The organism is Pseudoalteromonas sp. CO348, from assembly GCF_004208845.1.
GTDB lineage: Bacteria > Pseudomonadota > Gammaproteobacteria > Enterobacterales > Alteromonadaceae > Pseudoalteromonas > Pseudoalteromonas maricaloris.
The window spans coordinates 40,894-52,541 of record NZ_SGPI01000027.1; the positions used below are offsets into that span (position 1 = coordinate 40,894).

14 protein-coding genes and 1 pseudogene are annotated in these 11,648 nt (G+C 40.3%); 5 read left to right on the top strand and 10 right to left on the bottom strand.

All coding sequences use genetic code 11. From position 1 onward, the window contains the following. Positions 1 to 57: 57 nt before the first annotated feature. Positions 58 to 807 (bottom strand): pyruvate dehydrogenase complex transcriptional repressor PdhR, encoded by a 750-nt coding sequence (gene pdhR / locus EXT48_RS13245; RefSeq protein ID WP_010370324.1) that lies wholly within the window; start codon positions 805 to 807, stop codon positions 58 to 60. A gap of 237 nt (positions 808 to 1,044) precedes the next feature. Between pdhR and EXT48_RS23720 the strand changes: the two genes are divergently transcribed. Then, positions 1,045 to 1,188, top strand: coding sequence for a hypothetical protein (locus EXT48_RS23720; RefSeq protein WP_165384109.1), 144 nt, complete (start codon positions 1,045 to 1,047; stop codon positions 1,186 to 1,188). Positions 1,189 to 1,363: 175 nt separating this feature from the next. Here EXT48_RS23720 and EXT48_RS13250 read toward each other — a convergent pair whose 3' ends face one another. Then, a complete protein-coding gene (locus tag EXT48_RS13250) occupies positions 1,364 to 2,116 on the bottom strand; it encodes an ABC transporter substrate-binding protein (RefSeq protein ID WP_130164735.1) in 753 nt (250 codons plus the stop codon). Positions 2,117 to 2,345: 229 nt separating this feature from the next. Between EXT48_RS13250 and EXT48_RS13255 the strand changes: the two genes are divergently transcribed. Both EXT48_RS13255 and EXT48_RS13260 read left to right on the top strand, forming a co-directional pair. After that, the gene (locus tag EXT48_RS13255; protein WP_130164736.1) at positions 2,346 to 3,464 is read left to right on the top strand and encodes a DUF1570 domain-containing protein; all 1,119 of its coding nucleotides are present in this window, start codon (positions 2,346 to 2,348) and stop codon (positions 3,462 to 3,464) included. Between the two features lie 276 nt (positions 3,465 to 3,740). After that, positions 3,741 to 4,289 (top strand): RNA 2'-phosphotransferase, encoded by a 549-nt coding sequence (locus EXT48_RS13260; RefSeq protein WP_130164737.1) that lies wholly within the window; start codon positions 3,741 to 3,743, stop codon positions 4,287 to 4,289. On the opposite strand, the gene EXT48_RS13265 is transcribed toward EXT48_RS13260, so the two are convergent. After that, the gene (locus tag EXT48_RS13265; protein ID WP_130164738.1) at positions 4,286 to 5,122 is read right to left on the bottom strand and encodes a hypothetical protein; all 837 of its coding nucleotides are present in this window, start codon (positions 5,120 to 5,122) and stop codon (positions 4,286 to 4,288) included. The two genes, EXT48_RS13260 and EXT48_RS13265, sit on opposite strands and share 4 nt — an antisense overlap. Before the next feature lie 496 nt (positions 5,123 to 5,618). Between EXT48_RS13265 and EXT48_RS13270 the strand changes: the two genes are divergently transcribed. Together EXT48_RS13270 and EXT48_RS13280 are read left to right on the top strand one after the other, a co-directional pair. Then, positions 5,619 to 6,128, top strand: a complete 510-nt coding sequence (locus EXT48_RS13270) for a hypothetical protein (protein ID WP_130164739.1) — start codon at positions 5,619 to 5,621, stop codon at positions 6,126 to 6,128. A 146-nt stretch (positions 6,129 to 6,274) separates the two neighbouring features. Further along, positions 6,275 to 6,928 (top strand): GIY-YIG nuclease family protein, encoded by a 654-nt coding sequence (locus tag EXT48_RS13280; protein ID WP_130164740.1) that lies wholly within the window; start codon positions 6,275 to 6,277, stop codon positions 6,926 to 6,928. A 224-nt stretch (positions 6,929 to 7,152) separates the two neighbouring features. Here EXT48_RS13280 and EXT48_RS13285 read toward each other — a convergent pair. From EXT48_RS13285 to EXT48_RS13320, 7 genes and pseudogenes are all read right to left on the bottom strand, one after another. After that, a pseudogene (locus EXT48_RS13285) lies at positions 7,153 to 7,347 on the bottom strand (transposase); the annotation flags it as partial. A 321-nt stretch (positions 7,348 to 7,668) separates the two neighbouring features. Further along, complete coding sequence (locus tag EXT48_RS13295; RefSeq protein WP_039495476.1) at positions 7,669 to 8,142, bottom strand: SMI1/KNR4 family protein; 474 nt, start codon at positions 8,140 to 8,142, stop codon at positions 7,669 to 7,671. Between the two features lie 2 nt (positions 8,143 to 8,144). Continuing rightward, on the bottom strand, positions 8,145 to 8,246 hold the full coding sequence (locus EXT48_RS24090) for an HNH endonuclease (protein WP_369410225.1): 102 nt from the start codon (positions 8,244 to 8,246) through the stop codon (positions 8,145 to 8,147). A 228-nt stretch (positions 8,247 to 8,474) separates the two neighbouring features. Further along, positions 8,475 to 9,002: an SMI1/KNR4 family protein gene (locus tag EXT48_RS13305; RefSeq protein WP_069023626.1), complete on the bottom strand. Its 528-nt coding sequence runs from the start codon at positions 9,000 to 9,002 to the stop codon at positions 8,475 to 8,477. 3 nt (positions 9,003 to 9,005) lie between these two features. Then, positions 9,006 to 9,680 carry an HNH endonuclease gene (locus EXT48_RS23880; protein ID WP_239360966.1) on the bottom strand — a complete coding sequence of 225 codons (675 nt, stop codon included), beginning with the start codon at positions 9,678 to 9,680 and terminating at the stop codon, positions 9,006 to 9,008. Between the two features lie 392 nt (positions 9,681 to 10,072). After that, positions 10,073 to 10,759 carry a GAD-like domain-containing protein gene (locus EXT48_RS13315; RefSeq protein ID WP_130127731.1) on the bottom strand — a complete coding sequence of 229 codons (687 nt, stop codon included), beginning with the start codon at positions 10,757 to 10,759 and terminating at the stop codon, positions 10,073 to 10,075. After that, positions 10,759 to 11,648: polymorphic toxin type 15 domain-containing protein (locus EXT48_RS13320; RefSeq protein WP_240703386.1), on the bottom strand; the 890-nt coding region annotated here is incomplete at its 5' end. The genes EXT48_RS13315 and EXT48_RS13320, both read right to left, overlap by 1 nt.

The following is an 11,648-nucleotide window of genomic DNA, read 5'->3' on the forward strand; positions in this document are numbered from 1 at the left end:
TATGTTTAAAATACGAATTTATTCTATTTGTGCCAATTCTTACTGAATCAAGTCCGATTACTGCTGTTTTGTTCTACGCAGTGAACGTTCTATTCGCGAACGCTCTTTACCGGCTTCTAATAACGCTTCTTCGATAAACGCTAAGTGGGCGTTACTAGCAAGTCTTGCTTGTTCAGGGTTACCATTGATCACCGCATCTAATAACAACTTTCTGTGCTCACCGAGCTGCTCACTCACATCTGATTTTTGCACCAAGACCGTTAAGTTTTGCAACACGTTTTGCTCAAGCAGTGACTGCATCCCTTTTACAAGATGAAGCAGGACGACGTTATGTGACGCTTCTGCAACGGCAAAGTGAAAAGCATTAATTGCCCTTGCCTTTTGCATCAGGTCATCACCTATCTCTGCAATATTGTCAAAGCTTTGTTGTACCTTTGCAAAGTCATTCTCTGTGCCCCTGAGTGCCGCATAGTAGGCGGCGATGCCTTCTAATGCATGACGAAACTCAAGTAAATCGAACTGAGATTCTGGATGCTTACTGATCAAGTCGAATAACGGATCAGTCAGCCCTTCTTCTAGCTGATTCTTAACATACGTGCCACCACCTTGCCGACGGGTAACAAGCCCCTTAGCTTCCAATTTCTGGATAGCCTCACGAAGTGATGGACGCGACACTTCAAACTGCTTAGCTAGTTCACGCTCAGGCGGCAACTTTGCACCGGGTAATAACGAGCCCTCGAGGATCATATTCTCAAGCTGTTCTAGTATTACGTCGGATAATTTTGCTGCTTTAATCTTTAAAGACATTGAAATAACGCCAATTTTTTATGATGTGACCTAGCCAGATCGCTGACTTATTTTAATCAATTTGGTAAGAATTAACTTCATAGGTAAATTGGTCATACCAAATTTACACAATACGTTATCAAAATCCATGACAACTGTCAAAATTCAGCCCAATTCAATAATTAGCTGAGTGTAAAAACAACAGTTGGCGTGCATAAACTTTAACCAAGAATCGGGCAAATTTAAAAGGTGATTTAAATGGTCAGACCAGATACGCATTTACCATTTAACGTAAAATCAAGCTGCCAGAAAGGCGGTTTGGATAAGGCAAGTCTTAATCTAAAGCAGCCAATGACGATTCAAGATAGTCTTTACGATTGTTGTCTGCAAAGCATGCTCTAAAATCCCACTGAATACACTATTAGGCTTTACGTGTAATAACATTCTTTGTACTTTATATACCGTCAAAATAGGCAACAGGCTATGAAAAACATTAAAAACAAATTTGGATTCTAACTTATGAATGATTTCGCAACGAATCAGGACATTATTTGGTTTTAGCAAAGCCAAAAAGCAATCAATCGGTAAACACACGAGAGCAGCGAGCACGATACTGAGCAACATAGTCTTCATCCGCCCATAGTTTTTTTAGCCCTTCGTTATACAACTCGACATATTCTCTATGATGCTTATTGATAAGCAAATAGCCTTTTTGGATAAAAGCAGGGATCGCTTGCGCCACTAATAACTCCGCTTCCTCTGCTGGCAGTTCCTGCTGATAAGACTTCGCCGATTTTTCGTCCATAATCATAATATCCGCACGGTTTCGTAGGATCAGTGCCACATTTTTACTGGTATACGTGGCATATGAAGTTTTGATTTCAAGCGTCTCTATCGCCTCTAGCAGAGAAGGCGGATAAGTTAACCCTTGATTGAGCAACAATCTAAATGGCTTAAGATCTGCGTAACTCGTATAGGTAAACGCTAAATCTCGATGGTGATAAAAGCGTGCCGTTTCTTCAGTAAGTGGGTGTTGAGTGTAAATATAGTCTTTGCTCCTTTGCTCACTGTAATACCAATAAGCACTACCAATGTAAGCTGCCTTCATTCCCTCTTGATAGGCGCGTTCCCAAGGCATAAATAAAAATCGGACTTTGATATCAGAGAGCGCAAAGACATCTCGGATCACCGCAGCCACACAACCTTGATCTTGTTTCGCTTGATCTAAGTACGGCGGCCATTGCCCCGTCGTAATATTCACCTGAGTATCAAGCGCGCTCGCACTCCCGCCCACACAACACAGTAAAATCAACGACCAAACTACTTTCATCTGTATGCTCTGTTATTTTTTCAAAAAGTATAGGCAACGAATTAGATTATGGGTACATTGTTGTAGAAAAAAGAATGGCAAATAATGCAAACGATACGCTATGACACACTAAAGTAGATGGTATTTAATGCCATGGGAGTATGCCGATAATCAAATTACCCATTGCCAAGTTTACCGATAATCGAGTATAACCAGAGTCTCTGGGTATGTATTAAACAAGGATATCACTTTGGTTTGGCGGGTCTTTGTCCTACTACTTATCATCACGCTGATATTGTTTGCGCTTTATTTTATCTATCCAAGTGCAGCAGCAAACTCGATCAGGTCTATCAAACCTTTATTGACGGAATTTGGCATACAGCTAGACGCCCATATAGAAAAACGTTTAAGTCAGCCAGGCACTACTACTCACCTAACGGTTGCACCACCAGAAGTAACGAAACAACAGCTACCTGAAGTACCAAAAAAAGCCTTTCATAATCTAAACGGGCACAGTGATATTGTTAATATGTTCAGCGGTATCTCAACACCTACCTGCGGGGCACTAAAGCGCGAAGTATTTTCCTTGCAAACGCAATTCAACGACATTGAAAATTTTAAACTTAATCTAACGGGTGAACCCGTGAGCCCTTATGTTGAGTATCAGGCGCAGCAAGCCCTCAACGTGGTGTATATGATGTTTAAGCACTTTTTTAACCAGCTAGCGCATAAAAAAGCCTTATCTCCCATCCAGTTGAACATGCATATTGCCGCCAATGACGCTGACTACAATGAGTTAATCCTCTCTCGCGATGCAGAACCCGCAGGCACCTTGGGCATGTACTTCTTGTTTCAAAACCAAGGCTTTATCAATGGCGATCGCACTGAAGAAGAAACGCTAAGAACGCTCATTCATGAGTCCGTGCACGCCCTCGTTTTTTACTATTTCGGCGTAACCCCTCGATGGGTAACGGAAGGCTTAGCCGAGTATTTTGAGCACCTAAGAATTACCGAAACAGGTCAATTTTCAGTTTACCTCTCTGACGAAGATTGGTTGACGAAAGAAGGGATTTTGAAATCGCGCTTCGCCAAGCTTGATATTAACACCCTATTCAATAGCGAAAATCAGTGGCAAACCATGCAAAGTGCCACCTTATATGCCAATAGTTACCTGTTTACCGGATTTATGGTCGAGCACAACAGCAACGCTTTTTTCGAGTATTTACGACAAGAAAGCAGCAACCCGTGCAATATTGTACCTGCACAAAATATCGAGCAGCTCTTTCGTAATTTTAATGAAAACGTCGAATCACAATTTGAGGGATGGCGTAACACACCTCGCCAAATTCAAAGCGGTACATGGCAATAGCCCCGAGAGTGAGCGCAGGTTATATAACACCCCGACTAGACCCCCTATCACAATATATCTGAAAACGCATTTATGCGTATCGAGTTCATTTTTTGCAAAAATGCGCTCGCTAAATACAAATGCGAATTGAAAAAATAGATCACATAAACTTATGTATTCAACTCCAGCCAAAACTCTAGAAACATAGAGACCACTGGGGTAAAGTTAATGTTTATAACATAATACTGAAGTCAAACACTATTGAGCTGAACCAGCAACGGCTAAAAGAGTACCTTAATGACATCTAATCAGCTAAATAAAGTAAGTAAATTTCTAAGTTTTGTACTTCGTCACAAGCCCGATGCCATTGGATTGGAATTAGATCAATATGGCTGGGCTAACATTAATGAGTTAATAAGTAAGGCGTATACCTCAAATGGTTTAAGTAATTTATCATTTGATCTAATCCAACAAGTTGTAGAAACTAACGAAAAAAAACGATTCATAATTTCTGACGATAATTTACGCATACGAGCAAATCAAGGTCACTCTGTTGATGTTGATTTGCAGCTAAGGCAGATGGAACCTCCTGAATTTTTGTACCACGGCTCAGCTACACGTTTTTTGGATAACATATTGGCTCAGGGCTTGATCCCCCAAGAACGCCTGTATGTTCACCTTTCGTCGAATATTGATACCGCAAAAGCAGCAGGACAACGATACGGAAAACCTATAATTCTCAAAATAAAAGCCCGAGCTATGTACGAATCAGGTTTTAAATTTTATCTCTCTGAAAATGAAGTTTGGTTGACTAAGCAAGTACCCGCGGAACTAATATGCATTTAAAGGTTAACCTTTTTAGCGCAATTAATAAGAGTTAAACACTCACCAGAATCTCTTGGAAGATGCTCAATATTTGTCAACCCGACTTGGTCTACGATAGCGGTGACAATACCAATATTATCTCCTCTAAACCATTCAGCTACTTGACCTTGGTTCAAAGAATTTTTATCACTGAAGCCGAAGACTAACCTTTTTGATTCATCTCCACCAAACGAGTTATCCCAGTAATAAATACCAGTATCAAAAATTTCAGGGCTACTTTGATAATTCCAAGATTGTAGCAGTGCCTCAATCCGAATGTTTGAAGCGAGCCATTTACCATGCCATTTAGCATAGGCTTTTGCCTCTTCACTATAGATATCCGTTGCATAATCAGACTTATCTATACCAAAAGGGCGAGATGTAAGTATATCATCAACTTGTAAAAACGAGTCATCTCTAACTGTATACTTTACTAAACGCTGGAACACATGGTATTGCCAGTAGAATACTGGGTGTATTGACAGCCAACCTATAACACCTTTTCCAAAACCTAACGGGTTAGTAGTTTTGACCATAAAGACTAACTCATAAGGATCAAACCATAACTCTCCTGCTTCTGCACTACTAGGTGGTATCTCGCTTACATAGCAAACCCCTCCTCCAAGCAGATCTACTTCAATAGAAATATTTGTTCCTGCTTCGAAGTAGGCTTTAAGTGCCTTTTGGTGATGAACCATTCCGTATGCATTAAGTGCGTCACATAATTCCCTTTTCATTTTTAGGCCGTTTGATTCTAAATATGAGCAATAGGTATCACATAATTTAATTAGGTGCTCTGCTTTACTACTTACCATTATAGACGTTTATCCTTTTTAATTGATTGATATATTTTGCCCATTCATTCTCATTTTTAAATGTGAAAACTGGTGGTGACGAGCTCCCGGTTATTGGAAAGTATCCAATTATTTGCTGTTGTTGTATGTTGTAGTGGTCAACTAATTCCAGACAGTGAATTAAGTATTTCTTCTGCTACTGCTGGAGCTTGCATATCATTATGGCTATGTGGCCTTGAGCGAACAAAAGACGGTCGTCAATGTTACCTTCATCCTACAAAGTGGCCGTTCAGTCAACTCGTTTCTGCCCCAAAATGCGTTAACGTAAATGGTCTAAGGGTGGCTTTGAGCGAAGAACGGACATTAGTAGCGAGCAAAGTTATGCAACTTTGACACAAAGTGCCGGATTTTGTCCTATAACATTATTACTCGCCGTTTTGGTGCGTTATAAACTACCAAAGTGGGACAGAATAAGCAGTTAAGCGTCAATGTGGCAATTTTTAAACTAGGAGTATTTATGGATTTCGATGCACTGGCATATCCAGAAGTGGTTTTCATTGAAGGGCAAGAATATAAAGCTCAACGTAATATGTCTAAAGGGCAGGTTTTGGTACCTTATACTGAGACTCCTGATGTAGGGATAGGCGATGTAATTACGCAAAAGTCCGGTAAACGTGAAATCCATTTGAAAGTCCTAGACGTTCAATTTTTAGAGGGTGGCACATTAAATATCGGTACTAATCATCCTCATATGTTGACCTTACATGTGGAAAACTCGACTTCTCAACCACACAAAACAAGCTCCTCTAGCAATACAACTTTTAATATTGGTAGTATCTCAGGCGAGCAGCTTCAAGTTGGTAACAATAACACTCAATCAGTTACTATCAATGTCCAAAAGTTGGTCGAAGAAGTTGCAAGAAGTAATGATCCTGAAGCAAAAAGCTTACTTAAACAATTGTTAGAAAACAGTACTGTTGGAAGCGTTATTGGAGCAGGAGCTTCGGCATTGATAAGCATGCTTTGAGTTGACGCTTAACAATCTGTTTAAGAGTTATTTGTAATGCTTGGCATTTTGCAATGCGTTGCGTTTAGTGTTTAAGGTGGCATGCGGAGGCATCGGTATTGCGTTGCTCACACCTTAACAGGGCGTTAGCACTATTAGGAGTAACGTTGAACGTTCAGAATATCAAAAAGAATCAGAATGGTAAGTTTGTCGCTGATGTTCACTATAACAGTGGAGAATACTATTTCACAACTCAAGAATTTGAGACTTATGAACTTGCTGAAAACTGGATTTCAACTTGGTCAGATTGGGCTAATCATGTGTGCCTTGGCACGATTGATAGTATTTACTACATAATTCAAGTCCCTGATACATGGGCTGGACCACATGAAAATACCCATCCATTTCAAGGACTGTTCGTCAAAATCGGGCGCTCAAAAAATGTATTGACGCGATTAAGAAACTTACAAACCGGTACTTTTGGTCAGTTGGTAATTGGTGCGCTTGAGCCTGGTGGCTCCAAGCGAGAAACGGAATTACATAAAAAGTTTGCAAGGTTACGACGCCAAGGTGAATGGTTTTCTTGTAACCAAGAGCTATGTGATCATATTTTTAATACTTGGTATCGAAACAAAATGTTGCCACCTGAGCATCAGCACGAAATGCTTAGGTTGGCGGAGCGTATTAACGCATATAAGCAAGTTAAGAAGTTACTCGGCAAAACTCCTGACACGATTAATCCATCACTTGATGAGGATTGGCATGGGGTAACGTTTGTAGATTTGGTGTATAGCTCATTAGCAAAACCAAGCAAGAAATAGTGCTAACAACAGAATCAATGACACCCACCACTATTTTCACTTATGCAGGGAAAATAAATTTTAAAAAAGGGTTGAAACACATCATTCTCAGAGGTCAAAAGTGCTAACAAATGGAAGGGCTTTTAGCGTTCAAGCGTATCCCATCATTAAAACTGCTTTATCGCCCACGACAACGCACTTTAAATACAGCAGTTCAAAATTTAGAGTTGAGATTGTTCGGTTTACTAAGCCAACAAGCGCTCGCAGTTTGCTAGGTTTGTTCGTCGTCGTTTTTGAAGCGTTTGGCAGTAAGCGGTTATTTCTCGCTCTCGGCCAACAGCACCGTGAAATACCCGAGAAAATTGCGTGGTGAGTTTTATCCAATTCTTAGGTTCTATATTTAGCCGAGTGAGAATGGGTTGCGCTTCGTTGATATAACCGTGAATCAATGGGGTCACAATTGTTGATTTTAATAATACTATTTAACGGCTGCTTCTGGCACGAAGCCGTCCTTTGGCTCTAACTCACTTCTGTCCAAATACGAGTTTGTCCGCTATTCGCTCTTGTAGGCCATTAATCAGTTGCGAACTGTCAGATTTGATTAAGCCTTAACAATCAAACCTGTGTTCAATTTAAAAGACTTAAAAAGGTGCTATTGGTTATGGGGTAATTGGTTAAATAGCGTAACGATATCAACCATAACACGCTTCTCTCCAAAGTCTGTTAAGAAAGCCGTGTCCCGTGGCTTTTACTTTGCTAGGTCAAAGTTCGTCTTCATTTTTTTCTAGGATAGCTAAGAACTCATGGAAATTTGAGCTAATATGCCTTATTGCTTTATCTCCATCTTCAAGTTGCGAAGAGATAATAAATATAACTTCAGGCTCAGTTATTTTATGACGAAAGTCAAAAGCGATTAGGTTTGAATCAAAAGTTATAGCAAAAGGTACTATTTTATCCGATAGAAATTCATCTATTTCTTCTCTTTGATCTGAAATACTATAAATTTCGAAATCATCATTTACTAAATTTTGGCAGTGAAGGAAGTGTGCGATTGAACAAAGTCCTTTTCCTACTTCAAAAGATGAATAAACAGGCTTATCTCCAAAGTATAATTCCATGCAGTTCAAAAACTCTATCGGAAGTTTAATCTGAAGTTCTAACTCAAGCTCCTTTAGGTAACTTGGATTATAAGTCGGCTTATTTTCTTTCCACAAATATGGTTCACATTTAAACATAATTAATATCCTCTTCCCCAAATAGACATACCACCTGTATGTCTAAATGTATCATGTGTAGTTCTGTCAATAAGCTGCATTCTGCCAGTGTCTGATGATGCTATGTCAAACCATCTGAAGGATTTTGTTTATGATAGTGTCGCTTTTAGTTTTATATCACTTTGGATAACGCAGCAATGACTACGACGTCATCGGCAATCTCCAGCTTTTAAGTGAATTATGGTGCTAGTACATCGTCATTATTGATAATCGATTATTTGCCCGATCATTTACTCCAAATGTAGCCAGTTTAAAAAGTACTGATCTGACTACAATATTCTATTCTTAGTCATTTAAAAGGAAAGGAAAGACTTATCTTCGTCTATTTTCGAGGCATGATCAGTTGCTTCATCTTCATCCGGCTGTAGCGCTTGAAAAAATGAAGATAGGTTCGTAGAAACCTCATAAAATTCCTGTTCGCTTTCACCACTTTCATGATCCCAGCAGTAGACTTTGAGATCTCTTTTTCCCAAACAAAGTTGATCGCCACCACAAGAGGAGCCAAAAATAAAATAGCCTTTTTGCTCAAGTTCTTCGTACATGGCATTTTTCTGGAGTATATTGTTATCTTGATTATCAATACCATAAAGAATTTCCACCGACTGATAGCCATCATGATCAGTCAGTGGGGTAGCTTGATTAGGCTTAATTTTTGCACCTGAATCAAAAATAACTGATGAATTAAATAGTGAATAAAGTTCCTTTAGTTCATCTGGTATTTCGAACTTAAATCTATTTTCAAGCTCATTGATATCAATAACTTCATCGCTGCATTCATGCAAAGGCATGGCTCCAAGAGAGTCAAGAACATTCTTAATCATAACTTACTTTCCTTTTCTTAAATCAGAAGCTGATCCTATATGAGGTATATTACCATGCAATTTCGTAGGTATAAGCTGGATTATTGTAGCACTAGCGTGGTGTGGAGTTAAATCTAGCTTACTCAGCAATTGCCTAGCGGCATTTTTACTTTTCAGGCCTTTTTGATCAGCTATATATTTGTATACTTGACCAAAGTCTTGCCGTGTACCATTTAATTCATTTGGTGCGAACGCAATTTGGCCCTTAGACCATGGTGTAAAGTCAGGCCTACCATTTTTAAATGTGATTGGCTGACCACCAGTAATTTCATTTACTTCTTTGAGTGTTGATTGCCACGTACCATCACCGGGCACACCTGTAGCCCACTTACCATTTTTTCTTGGTAGACGAGATACTAGTGTTTTGGGCTTGTTTCCAGCCCCCAGCAACTCATTCCCTTTTGGCGGCTCCAATTCATCGGCTTTGGCTTTGGTGGGCTTATCGGTAATGCCTCGAATTGGTGGTTGGCCTTGATACTCATCCAGTGCTTTATTAACTCGCTGTCCGATTTCTTGGGCGGCTTGTTGCATATGCTGGTCGATTTTGGGGGTGACGTCGTCTAGGCGTTTTACCGTGGCTTGCATGCCTTCGATGGCAGCGTCAGGGAGTAGTAGGTCGTAGTGCCAACTGGTAGACATGTCATCGAGTGAATCGCGCAGGCCTTTGACGATGTTTTTCACTTCCGTGGCGGATTGTTTTCCTAGGTCTTGCCAGTTGGTGTCTCTTAGGTATTTAACTGGGTCGCCTTTACCGAGCTTGCGTAAAACGGCAAGCGCAGCAGAGAGCGATTCTCCGGTATTTTTTTAAGATAACTTTGACTATGGTTATGATATGTCTTGGGTCTTTATTTACGGCTTTGTCTTACCACTGCATACCATTTCAATAAAGCAGTTGAAAGTTAGCTACCTCGGTTTCTCTAATTAAAAATGTAAACGAAAGCAGCAGAAGAAATGTGGTGAGAAATGTAGGCTAGGAAGACGACTGAACCTAGCCTCACAACATCTATGTATTTAAAGGACTTAAAAATGTGCTATTGGTTATGGGGCAATTGGTTCGAGAGTGCAACAATATCAGCCATAACACGTTTTTCTCCTAGAGCAGCTAGGAAAGCTAAATGTTCCGTGGCTTTTACCTTTTGGAGATTCTCAAGCTTAGGTTCGCCACCAAGGGCAAGAGCAGGCGCGAAGCCATAGATCTCTCCATTTTCAAGAGGGCCTAGCTTTTCGACAGCTCGTTCAAAAAGAGGCTGATCATTGATATCGTCTAAATCAATTTCTGAAGTTGTTTTTATAGAAAAGAAAAGGTCTAGGCTTCTAGTTTCACCTCTACTAACATATTTTTCATTATCAAAGGTCGGGAAAATCATGCCATAACTACTTGTTATTGAAATGCTATTCCCTGAATTCTTTCCCCAGACATAGATCTCACCGAATGCATCTAGTGCAATTACATGGAAGCTGTCTATACCGTCATTTTGCATTTTTTCAAACTTCGTGCCTCTTAACCATTCAGTCAAGATATCTTGATAATCCCTTGGGTTGACCATCCACAAGCGACCACTCCCCCAACCACAAAAGCCGTACTCCTTCCAATACTCTAGTAAATTATTAGGTAAAATACCTTGGTAATACTGGAGTTGCTCATCTGTTGGTTGAATCGCTTCTATCGCTGGACCAAACCCACCAAAGTTATAAAAATTGTCAAAAAACTTGTTCATTATTTGCACCTATGTAGATTCATATTCAATTTTGCATCTGGGCCCAATGCTTTTAGTGCTTTCTCTGCCTCATTATCCATTAGCTCAACACGACTTAACTTAGTCTTTTTACCTGAGTCATCAAAACCTTTTTTATTCCATCGCGCGCCAATAGATTGGTTAACACTAGCGTCACCTAAATCAACTACCTCATCTAACCCCCCTGCAATCATATCAGGGTTATGTAAAGCATTGAGGGTTTTCATGTCCCTTTTTGCTAATTCTTCAGCTTTTCTAACAGCTTCTTCGCCGAAGTACTCTCCACTTTCTTGGAGCTCTAATTTGTATTTGTCAATTAACTTTTTCTTAAACTTTTCTCTAGCCGCCTTCTGCGCCTTACCAGTTCCTTTTCGGCCAATCTTTTTATAAGCATCGCGATTTTCAAGATACTGTTTTACTGTCATGCTATTTAGCCCGTCCATTTGTCCTTTTAATTGGCGGTCATATTCAACAGCGGTTCCTTTGGCATTCTTTTTAAAACAAGGCACATTGTATTGCGGCATACGTTTTATTGCCGCCCCCGGCAGCTCATTCCCTTTTGGCGGTTCCAACTCATCGGCTTTGGCTTTGGTTGGTTTGTCGGTAACGCCTCGAATTGGTGGTTGGCCTTGATATTCATCCAGTGCTTTATTAACTCGCTGCCCGATTTCTTGGGCGGCTTGTTGCATATGCTGGTCGATTTTTGGGGTGACATCGTCTAGGCGTTTTACCGTGGCTTGCATGCCTTCGATGGCGGCGTCTGGAAGCAGTAGGTCGTAGTGCCAACTGCTAGACATGTCATCGAGTGAATCGCGCAGGCCTTTGACGATGTTTTTAACTTCCGTGGCGGATTGTTTTCCTAGGTCTTGCC